Consider the following 18,929-nt stretch of genomic DNA (forward strand, 5'->3'; position numbering starts at 1 on the left):
AAAGGCTATTGTTGGCGTAGCTGCAGATCCAATGGCGTTTTACTTGGCTCTCCGCCAATTTCACGCGCCAGTTTGGGGACCATATAGCCGGAAACCAGCGTCAGCAGTTCGCGCATAATTTGACGCGCTTCATCGTCGCTGACCATAAAGTGGGAGGCGCCCTGCACTTTGTCCAGTACGTGCAGGTAATAGGGCATCACACCTGCATCAAACAACGCGTTGCTAAGGTGAGCCAGCGTTTGCGCGTTATCGTTTACGCCACGCAGCAAAACGCTTTGGTTGAGTAGCGTGATGCCGGCGATACGCAGTCTGACCATGGCCTGGCGAAATGTCTCATCGACCTCATTGGCGTGGTTAATGTGATTGACCAGCAGAATCTGCAAGGAGGAGTGCGCAAAGCGCTGGGCCAGTCCTTCTGTAATGCGAGCTGGGATCACAATCGGTAAACGGCTGTGGATACGCAGACGCTTAATATGCGGGATGGCTTCCAGTTGCGTGAGCAACCAGTCCAGTTCGTGGTCCTTGGCCATTAACGGATCGCCACCGGAGAAGATAATCTCATCCAGCTCAGGATGCGCGCTAATGTAGTCCAGGGCGACCTGCCAGTTGCGCTTATTGCCCTGGTTTTCGGCGTACGGGAAGTGGCGGCGGAAGCAATAGCGACAATTAACCGCGCAACCGCCTTTAACCAACAGCAGCGCACGGTTGCGATATTTATGCAGCAAACCGGGAACCACGCTGTGCTGTTCTTCCAGTGGATCGGTCGAGTAGCCGGGGGCGGAAACAAACTCTTCCTGGGAGGTAAGTACCTGACGCAAAAGCGGATCGTCAGGGTTGCCTTTTTCCATGCGCGCAATAAACGCACGCGGCACGCGCAGGGCGAAAAGTCGTCTCGCGTCGCGTCCGGCCAACAGTTTTTCATCTGCGTCTATATTCAAAAGATGCAGAAGTTCATCGGGATCGGTCACAACATCGGCAAGTTGCGATAACCAATCTTCTCTGGATGGGGTATTTAGGGTTACAATATGCGCCATTTTGTGGCTTAGCTACCAGTTAACAATTTTCAGAGGGCCTTATGGCAACGTACTATAGCAACGATTTTCGTGCTGGTCTTAAAATCATGTTGGACGGCGAACCTTATGCGGTTGAAGCCAGCGAATTCGTTAAACCAGGTAAAGGCCAGGCGTTTGCGCGCGTTAAGCTGCGCCGCCTGCTGACCGGTACTCGCGTAGAGAAAACCTTCAAGTCTACCGACTCCGCTGAAGGCGCAGACGTAGCCGACATGAACCTGACCTTCCTGTATAGCGACGGTGAGTTCTGGCACTTCATGAATAACACCACTTTCGAACAGCTGGCTGCAGACGAGAAAGCGGTAGGCGATAACGCTAAATGGCTGCTGGACCAGGCTGAATGCATCGTGACCCTGTGGAACGGTCAGCCGATCTCCGTGACTCCGCCGAACTTCGTTGAGCTGGAAGTCGTTGAAACCGACCCAGGTCTGAAAGGCGATACCGCTGGTACTGGCGGCAAACCGGCAACCCTGTCTACCGGCGCAGTCGTTAAAGTTCCGCTGTTCGTACAGATCGGCGAAGTGATCAAAGTGGATACTCGCTCCGGCGAATACGTTTCTCGCGTAAAATAAGATATCTATTTGATCTTATGGCGCAGGTTGCTGCGCCATACTTTTTCCAGGGCAGGAATGATGAAACGTCTTCTCGGTCTTGTAATGCTCATCCTATTTACCAGTACCCTGCTGACGGGTTGTAATACCGCGCGCGGTTTCGGTGAAGACATCAAACATCTTGGCAATTCAATCTCTCACGCCGCCAGCTAATCCTCTCTCATAATCTTAAAAACGCTTGTTTATCCATCACACTTGCAGATCTTGTCTATTATTAATTAGCTATACACAAACAATATTGGCTAGAAAAGGAAGACGTTATGGTTAAGAAGACAATTGCTGCGATCTTTTCTGTGTTGGTTCTTTCTTCAGTGTTGACTGCGTGCAATACAACGAAAGGTGTTGGGCAGGATATCTCTGAAGGCGGTAGCGCAATCTCTGGTGCAGCGACAAAAGCTCAGCAATAATCATGAACGGTACGACGCCTGTCGTACCGTTAATTCCCCTTCCCGGGTAGCGAGAGAAACGGTGAGAAGCGGTTCCCCAGGTGCAGTTTAATGCGGATATTCCGTTTATAGGTGTAGACCGTCTTGCCATGAATGCTCAGTGCGGCGGCGATCGCATTGTTACTGATCCCATCCATCCACATCGATAATACTTTCTCCTCCTGCGGCGTAAGCAGTGGAGTCGCATTTTCGACTATTTCTAATGGCGGGCGAAGCTGTAGTGCCTCCTGAATTGTGTGTGAGAGAGCGTTCAGCGTGGTGTGCTTGGTCAAAACCGAATGGACGACGGATTGAGGGGAAGTCGTTGAAGTGTGCTGTCTTTCTACTGATTGCAATAGAATCAGTGGGATGACGCCGCAGCTCATAAAAAAGGGCTTAATTGGCGGACTGGAGTGTGTCTCGCTGATAAAACTGTATAAATCCGCGATCACCAGATGCGGTTTCCACTGCAAAATATGCTCTTTTGCTAACAGGAGATTATTGATCCCTGATACCAGAAATGAGGAGCTGAACCTGCCAGAATGATTAAGCAAGGCCTCAATCCCTGTACGGGTAAAGTGGCACCGGTCAATCACTAAAATTTTAAGCATAACCTTTTCGCATTCAGAAGAGAGGCAATCGACTTCCTGGATTCAGAAAGCCCCTCATCATAGAGAACTCCGATGAGTGCCAAATGCGGGAACTACGCCGCTAATTATGCTTAATTCTTGCTTTTAGTATGCAACGAATAAAAAGGTTGAAATTCATTTTCTCTCGGGCAAAAATGCCATTTCACACATTAGCTTTGCAGGACGACCTGCAAACGCTTCTTTCACCGGGGACGGCCCCATTGTTCTGGAGCCTGATATGTCCTGGATCGTTTTATTAATTGCAGGTCTGCTCGAAGTTGTCTGGGCGATTGGCCTGAAATATACCCACGGCTTTACGCGTTTGACGCCAAGCATTATCACCATTGCGGCGATGATCGTCAGTATCGCCATGCTCTCCTGGGCAATGCGCACGTTGCCTGTAGGAACCGCCTATGCCGTCTGGACCGGTATCGGCGCCGTCGGGGCGGCCATTACAGGAATTTTGCTGCTCGGTGAATCTGCCAGCCCGGCGCGTTTACTTAGCCTCGGGCTGATCGTTGCCGGCATTATTGGTCTGAAGCTGAGCACCCACTAAGCGCCGGGCTGTTTTACCCAAATCAGCTTATTCACTTCAAACCCTTCCCGGGTCGCGACGGCCAGCATTTGCTGTTTCATTTCGTCTGAAATAGTAGGGGTCCGTGAAAGGATCCACAGGTAATCGCGATCCGGCCCGCAAACCAACGCGTGACGATATTCCCGATCGAGGGCAATCACGTTATAGCCGCCATAGAAAGGACCAAAAAACGAGACCTTGAGCGCAGCGCGGTTTGGGTCGCCGGTGAAGTAGGCTTTACCCTCTGTTTTCTGCCACATTCCCCTGTCCGGGTTATAGCCCTTGTTAATCACGTTGATACCGCCGTCGTCGCGCAGGCTATAGGTGGCGGTCACTTTTTCCAGTCCACGTTCGAATCGATGGTCGAAACGCGCTATTTCATACCAGGTGCCCAGATAACGTTTGGCATCAAAGTTATTGACTACGGTAACGCCTTTCGGCGGTGTAGGGGAGCTGCAAGCAACAACCAGGAATGCAGCCGTAACTGCAGCAACGACGGGCAGAATGCGCATAAGATTTTCCTTGCTGGATTTTTGTTAAGTGTAGATGACAGCAGGAAAAAAAGAGAAAGAAAGGAAGCCCGATATCCCGGGCCTCCTTATTCGTTACTGCAGTTTTTCAAGAATGCGCCAGGCGGCCTCGACGCGAGCAGGGTTTGGATAGCTCTTGTTTGCCAGCATCACAATGCCAAGGTTTTTTTCTGGAACGAAAGCAACGTAGCTGCCGAATCCGCCAGTGGAGCCCGTTTTATGCACCCATGATGCTTTCACAGCAGGCGCGGGCGGGTTTACCTCAACGGCGGGAAGCGCTGCCAGCGCCACTTTGCTGTCGCTACCGTTAATTATCGAGTCGGCTTTCAGCGGCCAGTTCAGCATCTCCCAGCCCAGACCCTGGTACATATCGCCAATACGCCAGTAACGTGACTGCGCAAGCTTGATTCCCTGCTGGAGCGTTTTCTCCTGAACCTGGCTGGCATCCATGTTGGCCTGGACCCAGCGGGTCATATCGACAACGCTTGATTTTACCCCATAGGCTTCGGCATCAAGTTGGCCAGGGGATACATGCACAGGCTTTCCTTCGCGATAGCCCCATGCATAATCTTTTTGTTCGCTCTGTGGAACCGTAATCCATGTATGCGCCAGTTTTAAGGGCTGCAGGACGCGGGTGGTCATCGCCTCTTCGTAGCTCATGCCCGAAGGTTTCACCGCCAGTGCGCCAAACAGACCAATGCTGGAGTTAGCGTAAAGACGTTTAGCGCCCGGTGCCCATTGTGGCTGCCAGTTTTGATAAAAACGCAGTAAGGCGGCTTTATCCGTGACGTCGTCGGGAACCTGAAGCGGCAGGCCGCCTGCCGTGTAGGTCGCTAAGTGCAGCAGGCTGATACCCTGCCACTGCTTACCCGTCAGCTCAGGCCAGTATTGCGTGACCGGATCGCTGAGCTTGATTTCGCCGCGAGCGATAGCATCGCCGCCCAGCACGCCGTTGAACGTTTTACTGACCGAGCCGAGTTCAAACAGCGTTTGCTGAGTGACTGGACGGTTATTGGCGATATCAGCTTTACCCCAGGTAAAGTAATAAGGTTTTCCCTGGTAGATAATCGCAACGGCCATACCCGGAATAGCCTGCTCCTGCATCAGCGGTGTGATGGTGCGGTTAACGATATCGGCAATTTGTTGTTCTGTTTTTGCGGCGGCAAAGGTGGAAAAAGAGGCTGTCAGCAGCAGCGCGCAGCATATCGATTTTTTCATCATGAAATTATTTCCGTCATTAAAAGCGTAAGGGTGTCCGGGCCCGTCAGACGCAATCAGTGTGTTTGATTTGCATCGTGTTGACAAACGGTTAAATTTAGCAGCAGGTATAAGTTTTTCTAACAGGCCAGATAATGACGCGTAGCTATATCCCCCTAAACTCGCTGCGGGCTTTTGAAGCAGCGGCCAGACATCTTAGTTTTACCCGCGCTGCGATTGAGCTCAATGTGACGCATTCTGCCATCAGCCAGCATGTAAAAGCGCTGGAGCAACAGCTGAATTGTCAGCTTTTTGTGCGTGGCTCTCGAGGATTAATGCTGACGACTGAAGGAGAGAGTCTGTTACCTGTACTTAATGACTCTTTCGATCGTATGGCCGGGATGCTGGATCGTTTTGCCACAAAACAGACTCAGGAAAAACTTAAAATTGGCGTAGTGGGGACTTTTGCGGTCGGCTGTCTTTTCCCGCTGCTGAGCGATTTTAAGCGCAACTGCCCGCATATTGATTTACATATTTCCACCCACAATAATCGTGTGGATCCCGCCGCCGAAGGGCTGGATTATACCATTCGCTACGGAGGGGGAGCCTGGCACGATACCGACGCGCAATATTTGTGTAGCGCGCCGATGTCTCCGCTGTGTTCGCCAACGTTGGCCTCGCAGATTAAAGCGCCAGCGGATATCCTGAAATTTCCGTTATTGCGATCGTATCGACGTGATGAATGGACGCTTTGGATGCAGGCCGCCGGAGAAGCGCCTCCGTCACCGACGCACAACGTGGTGGTGTTTGACTCGTCCGTCACCATGCTGGAAGCCGCGCAGGCGGGGATCGGTGTGGCAATTGCACCGGTCAGAATGTTCAGGCACTTGCTTGGCAGTGAACGTATCGTTCAGCCGTTTTTAACGCAGATTGATCTGGGGAGCTACTGGATGACGCGTTTGCAATCTCGTCCGGAGACACTCGCGATGCGTGAATTTTCTCGTTGGTTGACCGGGGTGCTGCACCAATAAAAAGGCCCGCCAATGGCGGGCCTGATAATTACGCATGCGATTAGATGGTCAGAATACCAATCGCCGTTACAACGGTCAGAATAGCTGCCAGTCCGTAGAATACCCATTTGCCAGCAGGCACGTGGATTTTCAGATCATGCATCGCGTGGTGCATACGGTGTAAACCGCACCACAGCGGCAGAACGATCATCAGGAACAGAAACGCACGTCCGATGAAGCTCTGCGCGAATGCCAGTACGCGTTCATAGCTGAAAGCATCAGGAACAAAGCCCAGCGGCAGCATAATGCCTACCAGCAGGATCATCACCGGCGCAATGATAGCGCTCCACATACCGCCTGCACCAAACAGGCCCCAGAATACGGGTTCGTCAGAGCGTTTTGGATTTGGATTAATCATTCCGGACTCCTTACCAGAACAGGGCAACAAACAGTATTACTACTGTCGCAACCACAGTGACTGCCCAGAGACCTTTGATAATCGGCTCTGGCCCCATTTTTTCGTCTTTTACGATGATGTTGGCCGCTTTTGGCGCCAGCTCAAACCAGGTTTTGGTATGCAGCAGCGCTGCAGCCAGGGCGATAATATTAAGGATTACCACCACCGGGTTTTGCAAAAAGGCGACAAAGCCCATCCAGGACTCTGCACCATGCTTGAGTGCAAACAGGCCGATAATCAGTTCAATGCTGAACCAGACTGCCGGAACTGCCGTGCCTTCACGCAGCATGTAAAAACGATAAAATGGCAGCTTTTTCCACCAGGTGGACGTCATTGGCCGCACATAGGCTTTGCGTTTAGTCGTCATCGTGCACTCCTTAGCGTGGTTTCAGGGTAGCGATAAGAAAGTCTTTTGAACTTTCAACTTTACCCTGCTGAATGGCCGCAGCCGGATCGACGTGTTTCGGGCAGACTTCGGAGCAGTAGCCCACGAAAGTACAGGTCCAGACGCCGTTCGGGCTGTTCAACTGAGCCATACGCTCCTTCTTACCGTGGTCGCGGCTATCTTCGTTGTAGCGATGCGCCAGCGTAATCGCAGCCGGTCCAATGAACTCTGGGTTCAGGCCGAACTGCGGGCACGCGGCGTAGCACAGACCACAGTTGATGCAACCGGAGAACTGATGATACTTCGCCATCTGCGCCGGAGTTTGGGTGTTTGGACCCTGATCCGGTGTACGCGGGTTACCGATGATGTACGGTTTGATCGCTTCCAGGCTTTCGATAAAGTGCGTCATGTCGACGACCAGATCGCGCTCAATCGGGAAGTTGCCCAGCGCTTCAACCTTCATGCCGTTTGTGTAATCACGCAGGAAGGTTTTGCACGCCAGTTTCGGTACATTGTTGACCATCATGCCGCAGGAGCCACAGATTGCCATACGGCAGGACCAGCGGTAGCTCAGATCCGGTGCCAGGTTATCCTTGATGTAGCCCAGCGCATCCAGCAGCGACGTGGTTTCATCATAAGGAACTTCGTAGAAAGCACTGTGCGGCGCGGTATCGGTTTCCGGGTTATAGCGCACCACCTCAACTTTCAGGTTTTTCATCTCAGCCATTCGCCTTCTCCTTCTTATCGGCTGCTTCCGCTTCGCCACCGTAAACACGTTTAGCCGGTGGCAGAGTGGTGATTTTCACGTCGCTGTATTCCAGACGAGTCGTGCCGTCAGCATCGCGGAAGGCGAGGGTGTGTTTGAGGAAGTTCACATCGTCACGCTCGGTGCAGCCTTCATCCAGACGCTGGTGCGCGCCGCGGGATTCTTTACGCGCCAGAGCAGAGTGAGCCATACATTCTGCAACGTTCAGACCGTGACCCAGTTCGATGGTGTACAGCAGGTCGGTGTTGAAGACGCTGGAGGTATCAGTGATACGTACGCGCTTGAAGCGTTCCTGCAGTTCCGCCAGCTTATCAATGGTTTTCTGCATGAGTTCCGGCGTACGGTAGATACCGCAACCTTCTTCCATGGACAGGCCCATTTCGTCACGGATCTTAGACCAGTTTTCGTTACCTTCCTGGTTAACCAGATCTTTCAGACGTTTTTCAACGCCAGCAACCTGCGCATCGAGCGCGGCGCTGTTTGCTGCGCCAGCCGTTGCAGCGCGTTCTGCAGCCTGTTCACCGGCCATACGACCGAAGACCACCAGTTCTGCCAGGGAGTTAGAACCCAGACGGTTAGCGCCATGCAGACCAACAGAGGAACATTCGCCGACAGCGAACAGACCTTTAATGCGGGTTTCACAGTGCTGATCGGTTTCGATACCGCCCATGGTGTAGTGCGCGGTCGGACGTACCGGGATCGGTTCTTTAACCGGATCGACACCCACGTAGGCTTTCGCCAGTTCGCAGATGAACGGTAAACGTTCGAGCAGTTTTTTCTCGCCGAGATGACGCAGGTCGAGGTAAACCACATCGCCACGCGGAGTGGAAATGGTGTTGCCTTTGCGCCATTCGTGCCAGAAAGCCTGAGATACTTTGTCGCGCGGACCGAGTTCCATGTATTTGTTTTTCGGCTCGCCCAGCGGAGTTTCCGGACCCATGCCGTAGTCTTGCAGATAACGGTAGCCGTTTTTGTTGACCAGGATACCGCCTTCACCACGGCAGCCTTCCGTCATCAGGATACCGGAGCCTGGCAGACCCGTCGGGTGATACTGAACGAATTCCATATCACGCAGCGGAACGCCGTGGCTCAGCGCCATGCCCATACCGTCGCCGGTTACGATGCCGCCGTTGGTGTTGTAACGGTAAACACGACCTGCGCCGCCCGTTGCCATCACGACTGCGTTAGCACGGATTTGCATCAGCGTGCCTTCCATCATGTTCATGGCAACCAGGCCGCGAGCATGACCATCGTCAACCAGGATATCCAGAACGAAGTGTTCGTCAAAACGCTGAATCTGCGGGAACTGCAAAGATGTCTGGAACAGCGTATGCAACATATGGAAGCCGGTTTTATCCGCGGCAAACCAGGTACGCTCGATTTTCATACCGCCGAAGCGACGCACGTTGACGCTACCGTCTTCACGACGGCTCCATGGGCAGCCCCATTGTTCCAGTTGCGTCATTTCAGTTGGGCAGTGGTGGACAAAGTAATCCACGACATCCTGCTCACACAGCCAGTCTCCGCCTGCTACCGTATCGTGAAAATGGTAGTCAAAGCTGTCATGATCCTGCGCGACAGCAGCAGAGCCGCCTTCGGCAGCAACGGTATGGCTGCGCATTGGGTACACTTTTGAGATCAGTGCGATTTTAGCGTTGGGATTTGCTTGTGCGGCAGCAATTGCAGCACGTAATCCCGCGCCACCGGCGCCTATAATGGCAAGATCGGCTTGAAAGGTTTGCACGACATTCCTCCAGATTGTTGTTATTTCATTCCTGCCTGAAATCAGATGCTTCATCGGCTTCAAACAGGTTATGAACGCGTTTCCACTGCTCCTTTATAGGTACAATAGTATAGTCTTAGGGATGTGCGGGAAATTTGACGTGTTCGATTTTTTTAGCGTATCTAAGGGGGGAATTATCATTGAATTTGATTAATTTAATTACTAAACCACCCCCCGTCGCTTTTTTTATCCTATTGCCAGCGCTGATTACTGCTGCGCGAAATTTGTCTCGTTAACGCGATACGAGTAGACTTCGTGCCCTTGTCTTAAATCGGAGAAACAAACATGAGCGAAACGGCAACCTGGCAGCCGAGCGCGTCCATCCCCAATCTGTTAAAACGTGCTGCAATTATAGCGGAGATTCGCCGCTTTTTTGCCGATCGTGGCGTGCTTGAGGTTGAGACCCCTTGTATGAGTCAGGCAACGGTAACGGACATTCATCTGTTCCCGTTCGAAACGCGTTTCGTCGGCCCTGGACATTCCCAGGGAATGAATCTCTATTTAATGACCAGCCCGGAATACCATATGAAGCGCTTGCTGGTGGCAGGGTGCGGCCCGGTGTATCAACTGTGCCGCAGCTTCCGTAATGAAGAGATGGGGCGCCATCATAACCCTGAATTCACCATGCTTGAGTGGTATCGTCCGCACTACGATATGTATCGGCTGATGAATGAGGTGGACGATTTGCTCCAGCAGGTGCTGGACTGTTCGCCTGCGGAAAGCCTCTCTTACCAGCAAGCCTTCCAGCGTCATCTGGAGATAGACCCGCTGTCTGCGGATAAAACCCAACTGCGGGAAGTGGCGGCGAAGCTGGATCTCAGCAATATCGCAGATACCGAAGAAGACCGGGACACCTTGCTGCAGCTGCTGTTTACGATGGGCGTTGAGCCGCATATTGGTAAAGACAAACCGACGTTTGTGTATCATTTCCCGGCCAGCCAGGCATCACTGGCACAAATCAGCACCGAAGATCATCGCGTGGCTGAACGTTTCGAGGTTTACTATAAAGGTATTGAGCTGGCGAATGGTTTCCATGAACTGACCGACGCGCGCGAACAGCAGCAACGGTTTGAACAGGATAACCGCAAACGTGCCGCTCGTGGCTTGCCGCAGCAGCCTATTGATACCAATCTGCTTGAAGCGTTAAAAGTGGGCATGCCGGATTGCTCTGGCGTGGCGCTGGGCGTTGACCGTCTGGTGATGCTGGCGCTGGGCGCAGAGAGCCTGGCCGAGGTTATCGCATTCACCGTCGATCGCGCATAACTTACGCTTCTGTAATACAAAGTGGCGGCAAAATAGCCACTTTGTAGCATATTTTTTCATTTCCCCTCTAATAGCCACAATTTACTCCTGGATATTTGGTATCGTTCAGGTATCAATTCTGTGTTGATTTTTCTATCGCTGAACTCTGCAAAGAGATCAGTGCCAATCGGTGAGCGGCGTTTGTTAAACGCTTGCCAGAGTAAGGGATGGTTTGATGACCCAAACAATAAAAAAGATGAGCCTGATTGGTCTCATCCTCATGATATTTACGTCTGTTTTCGGTTTTGCTAATAGCCCCTCCGCGTTCTATTTAATGGGGTATAGCGCGATTCCGTGGTATATATTTTCTGCATTATTATTCTTTATCCCATTTGCTTTAATGATGGCGGAAATGGGATCGGCCTATCGCAAAGAAGAGGGCGGAATCTATTCGTGGATGAATAATAGCGTTGGGCCACGCTATGCATTTATCGGCACGTTTATGTGGTTTTCTTCCTATGTGATATGGATGGTAAGTACCGCGGCGAAAGTCTGGGTACCTTTTTCAACCTTCTTATTTGGCGCAGACATGACGCAACACTGGCGTATCGCGGGGCTTGAGCCTACGCAGGTCGTGGGGCTGCTTGCCGTCGGCTGGATGATTCTGGTGACCTGCGTGGCATCCCGGGGAATTAATAAGATTGCTCGTATTACGGCTGTAGGCGGAATTGCCGTAATGTGTCTTAATTTAGTTCTGTTGTTAGTTAGTGTCGCCATTTTGTTATTAACTGGTGGCCACTTTGCACAGGATATTAATTTTATCTCTTCGCCTAACCCAGGATATCAGTCCGGGCTGGCAATGTTGTCATTTGTTGTGTTTGCCATTTTTGCTTACGGCGGAATAGAAGCCGTGGGTGGATTAGTTGATAAAACAGAAAAGCCAGAAAAGAACTTTGCGAAAGGAATTGTCTTTGCCGCTATTGTCATTTCTGTCGGTTATTCACTGGCTATATTTTTATGGGGCGTTAGCACCAACTGGCAGCAGGTATTAAGCAATAGCTCGGTTAACCTCGGGAATATTACCTATATCCTGATGAAAAGCCTCGGGATGACGTTAGGTAACGCGCTGCATCTTTCCCCTGAAACTGCGATGGCGATGGGCGTGTGGTTCGCGCGTATCACCGGGCTTTCTATGTTCCTCGCCTATACCGGCGCTTTTTTCACGCTCAGCTACTCGCCGTTGAAAGCGATTATTCAGGGAACGCCAAAGGCGCTGTGGCCCGCGCCGATGACCAAACTGAATGCGGTGGGGATGCCGACGACGGCAATGTGGTTGCAGTGCCTGCTGGTGAGCCTGTTTATTCTGCTGGTTTCGTTTGGCGGCGATACGGCTTCAGCGTTCTATAACAAACTGACCCTGATGGCGAACGTCTCGATGACGCTGCCGTATCTGTTCCTCGCGCTGGCGTTTCCGTTCTTTAAAGCCCGTGTGGGTTTGGAAAGACCGTTTGTGGTCTTTAAAACCCGGGCAGCGACGTTACTGGCAACCGGCGTGGTCGTACTGGTGGTGACGTTTGCCAACGTGTTCACCATCATCCAGCCGGTGATTGAAGCTGGGGACTGGAACAGCGCATTGTGGATGACCGGCGGCCCGATCTTCTTCTCGCTGCTGGCGATGGCGATTTATCAGAACTATAGCCGCCGCACGGCCAACAATCCTGAGTGGGCGGTGGAATAAACGACCTGCCTAATCCGGCCGACAAAGAGGCATCTTCGTAGGCCGGATAAGACCCAACGGGTCGCCATCTGGCATTTCTTGCCAGGATCATGCGCTACAAACTTCCCGCCGGGCGACTGCCTCTGCCCGCAGAACTTAATGTTCTCCCTGTTTGCTTACCGCCGAGGCTCTCCAGACGCATCTGGAACGGTGGGAACGGCATATCAATACCGTGCTCGCGGAAGCCAGCCAGAATCAGTTGGTGGATCTCGTGGCGCAGCGGCATGCGATGCCCCATTTCAGCGGCATAAATACGCAGTTCGAAGATTTGAATCCCTTGCTGCAGGTCAACCAGGAAGACTTCTGGCGCCGGATTATCGATAACCAGCGAGCAACGGTGTGCGGCAGTCAGCAAGATCTGCGTAACCTCCTCGCTGTTAGCCTCCGACGGCGCCGGGATGGTTAATACCACACGGGTGACCGAATCGGACAGCGACCAGTTGATGAACTGCTCGGTGATAAAGGCCTTATTGGGCACGATGATCTCTTTGCGGTCCCAGTCGCTGATGGTAGTGGCGCGGGTATTAATTTTCGTCACGCTACCGGTAAGATCGCGAATCGTCACCGTGTCGCCAATGCGGATTGGTTTTTCAAACAGGATAATCAGGCCGGAAATAAAGTTGGCGAAGATCTCCTGCAAACCAAAGCCCAGACCAACACCGAGAGCCGCTACCAGCCATTGCAGTTTGGACCATTCAATACCGATCATCGAGAAGCCAACCAGACCGCCAATCAGCATCAGCAGATACTTTGTGATGGTGGTGATGGCGTAACCGGTGCCGGGGGTTAAATCCAGATGTTGCAGCAGCGCCAGCTCCAGCAGTGCGGGCAGGTTGCGCACTAGCTGGGTGGTGATAATAAATACCAGTATTGCGATGAGCACCGCACCCAGCGTTATCGGCTCCAGGCTTTCCACACCCTGCACCGTGGAGGTGACATCCCACAACGAAATGTTTTCCAGAAAGCCGAAAGCGGAATGAATTTCTGACCACAGCACAATGACCGAGAGCAGGGCGATAAGCATCAGGATAGAGCGCACCAGGCGCAACGATTGCGCGCTGATCGCATCCAAATCCACTTCGCTTTCATCAACATCAATCGCGCCTTCAAGGCTGGTGGAATGCGGTGGTTCTTCCTCACCCCGCGCGCGTTGCGCCAGCATTTCGGCGCGTCGATGCTTAGCGCGGTCAAACGCCAGGCGGCGGCGCTGAATGAGCATCCAGCGGCGGATGACGTGATACACCACCAGTAATAAGAACCAAATCGCCACGGACGTTTCCAGACGCGCCAGTAAGGCTTGTGACGTGGCGAGATAACCCACTGCTGCGGCGAGAATAGCAATCAGCGGCGCGCCCATCAGCATATTCCACAGCATGCTGTTGACCATATTATCGCTGTTGCCCTCTTTATCGAGGTATAGCGGTATCCCGGCGCGTTTCAGGCTCAGGGTCACGACCGCCAACGCACCGCAAATCAGAATAAAGCACAGACGTCCCAATGAGGCGGAGAATTCCCGGTCATTGAGGTTATCAAACATAATCACCGCCATGATCAACGGGACAATCAGCCCGATGCTCATAAGGTAGTAGTGCATGGCTTTCGCGACGCGGTTCCGCGGCCAGCCAAAATGGGCAATGAACAAACCGTTGGGGCGCGCAAAGGTGGCGCAAATCATTACCGCCCACAGCATGGGCACCGTGGCGGTTACGCCATCGCCGATAGCAACAGCCAACGGATAAGGCCAGGCTTCCTGCAGTCCGTAACCGAGCGTTGCCCACAGTACCGGCAAGGGCGAGGCGACGAGTATCGACCAGAACACTGTGCGTATTGTCAGCCAGAAATGGTCCTGGGTGACTTTCCCGACCCGCGCTGATGAGCGCTCCAGAAAACGGGTAAAGTGTTTGCGAGAGTAGAGGCTAAATCCAACCAGCACCAGCGCACCGAATAGAGGTAGCAGCGTTTCCTTGCTGGTCAGCATCATGATGCTGGCTTTACCTAACTGATTAAACGTATCTAATGAGATCAGACGCCGTAGATCCTGAACGATGTCGACAGGCCAGGAGAGCGAGATAGGGCTAACGTCTGACGTCCAGAACAGATAGCGGTGCGTTGCTTCATTGACCTCTTTTAGCGCATCTTCCAGTTGGCTGTTGGAGACTTTGAGCTTGGTCAGCTCAAGGATCAACGTATCGCCGCCCTGTAACAAAGAGTTCAGCAGTTCACGCTGGGTGCGTAGCTGGGCGTTGAGAATGCTGCTCTGTTCAGCGGTCAGCGGTTGTCCATCGGCCTGATGAATCTGACGCAGTTGCGGCTGTTTGTTGAGGAGGTCCTCATAGCGCATGCGGTGTACGCGAAGCTGCGCCATTTCGGTATCCAACTGCTGAGGCTTAGGCATTTCCGGTAAACGGGATACCTGCGCTCGTAGCGCTTCACCCAGCATATTTGAGACCCCAAGCCACTGAGACTGCTCTCGCAGCGTATTCAAGGCCTGGCGGACCTGCAGCGTTTGGCTGGCAGCCTGACGCTGCTGAGAGGCGACCAGGTCCATACGTTGCGCCTGCTGGTTCAAGGCCTGAGACAGCTCGCGGTTAACCTTGAACTGATCGACAATACCTTCCGGCAGTCCCGCGCTGTTTTCCGCCAGCAGTTCGGTGCTTTCCAGCGCTCGCTCTGCTTCACGCTGACGCTGACTGTTAAGTTGGTTGCGTAATGCCTGCAGGTAAGCGTCGAGTTGTTGACTCTGTTTTTCTGCCAGTTCGGAACGCATACGCGCCAGCTCCTGGCGGTTATTGGCGGAAAGCTGCGCCAGCTCCAGCTCATCGACCTGGGCTTTGAGTTTGGCGGATTCAGCCTGCATCGCCTGATTTTGCGCGGAGTTACCGTTGGCGGTACCAATGCGTCGCTCAAGCTCATTTAGCTGGCGGCGGGCATCGGTTTGCTGTTGAGGAAGTTGGCTTAATGAGTCGGCGATTTCCCGGGCGCGGTCCTGCTCCTGTTGGGCCTGACGACTTTTTTCCAACAGTTGGCTGCTGACCTGCAGGATCTCCTGGTTTAACGCATCGGTAGTGAGTCCGGTTGGCACATTGCGCGGTTCATCGCGCAGGTTGCTAAGCTGCGCGCGTAATGTTGCGGACAGCTTGGGGAAGTTATCAATAACCTGCTGATATTGCTGGGCACGCTCAAGAGAGCCTTTACGCTCCTCAAGGGCATTCAGCGCGGACTGGAGCGCCTCGACGGTTTCTGGCTGAGCGGGTTTTGCCGCCTTTGCCTGCTCCAGTTCCTGGGTGAGTTGTTTGGCATCGGGGGCCGTCGCAGCGTACGCCCCCAGGCTGAGGCACCAGGCCATCAGAAACGTGATAATCAGGCGCACAGCAGCGATTCCTATGTTTAACTTTCGTCTTTTTTGTCGTCAACCAGCGGGCTGGCGTCGTGTTCTGCTTCGATCTCTTCTTTCGCCAGCGGGGCCGGTTCTGCCTCTGGCGTCACGAAAGTCTCGGTTGAGATGGCCATTGGCTGACCGATTTTCGTTACTGAAAGGTCCTGCAACTGCTCAACCAGATTAACTTTGCCAGGTGCGAACAGGTTGATGACGGTTGAACCGAGCTTAAAGCGGCCCATTTCCTGACCTTTCAACAGTGCCACCGACCCTTCGCTTTCGCCTTCCGGCCAGGTCCAGCGTTTGATGACGCCTTCACGCGGTGGGGTAATGGTGCCAGCCCATGCGGTTTCAATACTGCCGACGATGGTCGCACCGACCAGAATCTGCACCATCGGGCCAAATTCGGTATCAAACAGGCAGATTACGCGTTCATTGCGTGCAAACAGGTTCGGAACGTTTTGCGCAGTCAGGATGTTTACAGAGAAGAGATCGCCTGGCACGTACATCATTTCACGCAGGATACCGTTACACGGCATATGTACACGGTGGTAATCGCGTGGAGACAAGTAAGTGGTTACAAACGTACCGTTGCGGAATTTGTCCGCCATCTGGTAGTTGCCAGCCAGCAGGGCTTCAAGGGTATAGCTGTGCCCTTTAGCCTGCAGAAGCTTGTCTTCTTCGATGTTGCCTAACTGGTTAATCACGCCGTCAGCGGGCATGACCAGTACGTTTGGATCGGTGTTAATCGGGCGAACGTCGTCGCGCAGCGGGCGAACAAAGAAGTCGTTAAAGGTGCGATAGCTGGCGGTGTCCGGCTTTTGCGCCTCTTTCATATCGACCTTGTAGTATTTCACGAACAGATCGATAACCAGTTTAGTCAGCCATCCCGCTCGTTTGCTCGCACCCCAACCCGCCAGGCGAGTGAGCCATAGTTTCGGCAGAATGTATTGTAGCGAAAGCTTAAATGAGTTTAACAAGGTAGCCTCCAGGCCATAATTTGTTCCCGATCCGGCATACGGGCCGGATCCTGAAAAAAGGGGGGACGATTCTAGCGATGCTTAGCTTAGTTGTCAGTTGTCTGTATCAGAAAAGTTTTTACGCGTTTTTACCTGCGCCATGCTTTCCAGGATGCGGTGATAATTTTCAAACCGGGTTTCGGCAATGGTCCCTTTTTCTACCGCCTCACGGATAGCGCAGCCTGGATCGGTATCATGCTTGCAGTCGCGGTATTTGCAATGGCCCAGGTAGTCATGGAATTCGACAAAGCCATGCGTGATTTGTTCCGGTTCCAGATGCCACAGCCCGAACTCACGTACGCCAGGGGAGTCGATAACGTCGCCGCCGTGCGGGAAGTGATACAGGCGAGATGCCGTGGTGGTGTGCTGTCCAAGGCCGGAGTTGTCGGAGACATCGTTGGTCAGGATCTCTTCCTGCAGGCCGAGAAGATTATTGAGCAGGCTCGATTTACCCACGCCCGACTGACCAGCAAAAATGCTGATACGATCGGTTAATGCTTCTTCAAGCGGCTTCAGGCCGTCTTTAGTGCGGCTTGATACCATCAACACGCGATAGCCAATGTTGCGATAGATATCCATCTGTTCGTTAACGAAAGCCATGCCTTCGTCATCCAGCAGATCGATTTTATTCAGTACGATAATCGGTTCGACGTGTAGCGTTTCGCAGGCTACCAGATACCGGTCGATAATATTGAGTGACAGCTCGGGTAAGATGGCTGAGACAATAACGATCTGGTTGATGTTGGCGGCGATGGGTTTTACCCCGTCGTAAAAGTCGGGGCGTGTCAGAACCGAGGTACGTTCGTGTACTGCCTCAACGATGCCTTTGACATTCACGCCTTCTGCTGCCGCTTTACCCGGGCGCCAGACGACGCGATCGCCGGTAACCAGCGAGCGAATTGTTCTGCGGATGTTGCAGCGGTGAATCTCACCGTCAGCAGATTCTACGTCGGCATGCATGCCAAAACGGCTGATAACGATGCCTTCAGCGGTTTCGCCAAACAGGTTGTCGTCGTAGTCTGGCTTCTCCGCGGACGTTTTCAGACGACGCTGGTGATTGGCGTTCACACGGCGCTGTTGGCCTTTGGAGAGTTTATTCTTACTCAATCGGACTGGCTCCTGGTCGCCCATGATGGGCAAAACATTTATGATACACACAATTTTAGATCAATGTAGTCACACTGAATGTGACGCTGAAGGGTGGAAAATAGCATGAGTGCCAATGAAAACAACCTGATTTGGATCGATCTGGAAATGACAGGTCTGGATCCCGAGCGCGATCGCATTATTGAGATCGCCACGCTGGTGACCGATGCCAACCTGAATATTCTGGCTGAAGGACCGACAATTGCGGTGCACCAGTCAGACGAACAGTTGGCATTAATGGATGACTGGAACGTACGTACGCATACCGGTAGCGGGCTGGTGGATCGCGTGAAGGCGAGCACCATGGGCGATCGTGAAGCTGAACTGGCCACGCTGGCTTTTTTGAAAGAGTGGGTTCCGGAAGGGAAATCACCCATCTGTGGCAACAGCATCGGTCAGGATCGTCGTTTCCTGTTTAAATACATGCCGGAGCTGGAGGCGTATTTCCATTATCGCTATCTTGACGTTAGTACGCTCAAAGAACTGGCGCGTCGTTGGAAGCCGGAGATCCTGGCTGGCTTCACCAAGCAGGGAACGCATCAGGCGATGGACGACATTCGTGAATCTGTTGCTGAGCTTGCTTACTATCGCGAACATTTTATTAAGCTTTGATTTTGTGGATTGCCGGGTGGCGGCTGCGCCTTACCCGGCCTACGAAAATCGTTCCTGCGAGCTTGCACTAAGTCAGGATTGTCGCTAAATTAAACGACTTGCCGATAAATTCAGCACTTAAACGAAAAAACAAGAAAATCGCTTTTAGGGGGGTTGCAGCTAAACGGATTTCTCGTATAATGCGCCTCCCGTAACGACAGAGAATTACGCGTTACGGCAGCAACAAAAGCAGTACAGATTTGCGGGAATAGCTCAGTTGGTAGAGCACGACCTTGCCAAGGTCGGGGTCGCGAGTTCGAGTCTCGTTTCCCGCTCCAAAA

19 protein-coding genes and 1 tRNA gene are annotated in these 18,929 nt (G+C 52.7%); 9 read left to right on the plus strand and 11 right to left on the minus strand.

From position 1 onward, the window contains the following. Positions 1-5 precede the first annotated feature (5 nt). Complete coding sequence (epmB, locus tag OGV80_RS00355) at positions 6-1,034, minus strand: EF-P beta-lysylation protein EpmB (protein WP_286513175.1); 1,029 nt, start codon at positions 1,032-1,034, stop codon at positions 6-8. A 41-nt stretch (positions 1,035-1,075) separates the two neighbouring features. Here epmB and efp point away from each other — a divergent pair, with 41 nt between their 5' ends. From efp to ecnB, 3 genes are all read left to right on the plus strand, one after another. After that, positions 1,076-1,642 (plus strand): elongation factor P, encoded by a 567-nt coding sequence (gene efp / locus OGV80_RS00360; RefSeq protein ID WP_003025478.1) that lies wholly within the window; start codon positions 1,076-1,078, stop codon positions 1,640-1,642. 57 nt (positions 1,643-1,699) lie between these two features. Beyond that, entirely contained in the window at positions 1,700-1,834 is a 135-nt protein-coding gene (ecnA, locus tag OGV80_RS00365) for a lipoprotein antitoxin entericidin A (protein ID WP_043018154.1), read from the plus strand. Positions 1,835-1,941: 107 nt separating this feature from the next. Next, positions 1,942-2,088, plus strand: coding sequence for a lipoprotein toxin entericidin B (gene ecnB, locus OGV80_RS00370; RefSeq protein WP_016151395.1), 147 nt, complete (start codon positions 1,942-1,944; stop codon positions 2,086-2,088). A 29-nt stretch (positions 2,089-2,117) separates the two neighbouring features. Here ecnB and OGV80_RS00375 read toward each other — a convergent pair whose 3' ends face one another. Continuing rightward, entirely contained in the window at positions 2,118-2,717 is a 600-nt protein-coding gene (locus OGV80_RS00375; RefSeq protein ID WP_047406762.1) for a helix-turn-helix transcriptional regulator, read from the minus strand. 256 nt (positions 2,718-2,973) lie between these two features. On the opposite strand from OGV80_RS00375, the gene sugE reads away from it, so the two are divergent. After that, on the plus strand, positions 2,974-3,291 hold the full coding sequence (gene sugE / locus OGV80_RS00380; RefSeq protein WP_000118520.1) for a quaternary ammonium compound efflux SMR transporter SugE: 318 nt from the start codon (positions 2,974-2,976) through the stop codon (positions 3,289-3,291). Here sugE and OGV80_RS00385 read toward each other — a convergent pair. After that, complete coding sequence (locus OGV80_RS00385; RefSeq protein WP_043018157.1) at positions 3,288-3,821, minus strand: lipocalin family protein; 534 nt, start codon at positions 3,819-3,821, stop codon at positions 3,288-3,290. The two genes, sugE and OGV80_RS00385, sit on opposite strands and share 4 nt — an antisense overlap. A gap of 93 nt (positions 3,822-3,914) precedes the next feature. After that, positions 3,915-5,060, minus strand: a complete 1,146-nt coding sequence (gene blaCMY, locus OGV80_RS00390) for a CMY-2 family class C beta-lactamase (RefSeq protein WP_100193856.1) — start codon at positions 5,058-5,060, stop codon at positions 3,915-3,917. Between the two features lie 131 nt (positions 5,061-5,191). Between blaCMY and ampR the strand changes: the two genes are divergently transcribed. Further along, positions 5,192-6,067, plus strand: a complete 876-nt coding sequence (ampR, locus tag OGV80_RS00395) for a LysR family transcriptional regulator AmpR (protein WP_075145321.1) — start codon at positions 5,192-5,194, stop codon at positions 6,065-6,067. Positions 6,068-6,107: 40 nt separating this feature from the next. Here the strand turns inward: ampR and frdD are convergent, their stop codons facing one another. The 4 genes from frdD to frdA are packed head-to-tail and all read right to left on the minus strand — an operon-like array spanning position 6,108 to position 9,398. Next, positions 6,108-6,464, minus strand: a complete 357-nt coding sequence (gene frdD, locus OGV80_RS00400) for a fumarate reductase subunit FrdD (RefSeq protein ID WP_003025535.1) — start codon at positions 6,462-6,464, stop codon at positions 6,108-6,110. A gap of 10 nt (positions 6,465-6,474) precedes the next feature. After that, a complete protein-coding gene (frdC, locus tag OGV80_RS00405) occupies positions 6,475-6,870 on the minus strand; it encodes a fumarate reductase subunit FrdC (RefSeq protein ID WP_003025537.1) in 396 nt (131 codons plus the stop codon). Positions 6,871-6,880: 10 nt separating this feature from the next. After that, on the minus strand, positions 6,881-7,615 hold the full coding sequence (frdB, locus tag OGV80_RS00410) for a fumarate reductase iron-sulfur protein (protein WP_003025540.1): 735 nt from the start codon (positions 7,613-7,615) through the stop codon (positions 6,881-6,883). Then, complete coding sequence (gene frdA / locus OGV80_RS00415) at positions 7,608-9,398, minus strand: fumarate reductase (quinol) flavoprotein subunit (RefSeq protein ID WP_220771625.1); 1,791 nt, start codon at positions 9,396-9,398, stop codon at positions 7,608-7,610. Before frdA ends, frdB begins: the two co-directional genes overlap by 8 nt. Before the next feature lie 324 nt (positions 9,399-9,722). On the opposite strand from frdA, the gene epmA reads away from it, so the two are divergent. After that, on the plus strand, positions 9,723-10,700 hold the full coding sequence (epmA, locus tag OGV80_RS00420; protein WP_003830517.1) for an elongation factor P--(R)-beta-lysine ligase: 978 nt from the start codon (positions 9,723-9,725) through the stop codon (positions 10,698-10,700). Positions 10,701-10,914: 214 nt separating this feature from the next. Continuing rightward, positions 10,915-12,417, plus strand: a complete 1,503-nt coding sequence (gene yjeM / locus OGV80_RS00425) for a glutamate/gamma-aminobutyrate family transporter YjeM (protein ID WP_087052280.1) — start codon at positions 10,915-10,917, stop codon at positions 12,415-12,417. A 94-nt stretch (positions 12,418-12,511) separates the two neighbouring features. Here yjeM and mscM read toward each other — a convergent pair whose 3' ends face one another. The 3 genes from mscM to rsgA all read right to left on the minus strand — a co-directional run bounded on the left by mscM (position 12,512) and on the right by rsgA (position 17,958). Continuing rightward, the gene (mscM, locus tag OGV80_RS00430; protein ID WP_047406746.1) at positions 12,512-15,826 is read right to left on the minus strand and encodes a miniconductance mechanosensitive channel MscM; all 3,315 of its coding nucleotides are present in this window, start codon (positions 15,824-15,826) and stop codon (positions 12,512-12,514) included. Between the two features lie 17 nt (positions 15,827-15,843). Next, on the minus strand, positions 15,844-16,812 hold the full coding sequence (gene asd / locus OGV80_RS00435; protein ID WP_016155504.1) for an archaetidylserine decarboxylase: 969 nt from the start codon (positions 16,810-16,812) through the stop codon (positions 15,844-15,846). Between the two features lie 93 nt (positions 16,813-16,905). After that, positions 16,906-17,958 (minus strand): small ribosomal subunit biogenesis GTPase RsgA, encoded by a 1,053-nt coding sequence (rsgA, locus tag OGV80_RS00440; RefSeq protein ID WP_170928034.1) that lies wholly within the window; start codon positions 17,956-17,958, stop codon positions 16,906-16,908. 105 nt (positions 17,959-18,063) lie between these two features. Between rsgA and orn the strand changes: the two genes are divergently transcribed. Both orn and OGV80_RS00450 read left to right on the plus strand, forming a co-directional pair. Further along, on the plus strand, positions 18,064-18,609 hold the full coding sequence (gene orn / locus OGV80_RS00445; RefSeq protein ID WP_016151407.1) for an oligoribonuclease: 546 nt from the start codon (positions 18,064-18,066) through the stop codon (positions 18,607-18,609). Between the two features lie 241 nt (positions 18,610-18,850). Next, positions 18,851-18,926: transfer RNA gene (locus tag OGV80_RS00450), tRNA-Gly, on the plus strand. Positions 18,927-18,929 lie beyond the last annotated feature (3 nt).

Source organism: Citrobacter sp. Ce119 (genome assembly GCF_030334525.1).
GTDB lineage: Bacteria > Pseudomonadota > Gammaproteobacteria > Enterobacterales > Enterobacteriaceae > Citrobacter > Citrobacter europaeus.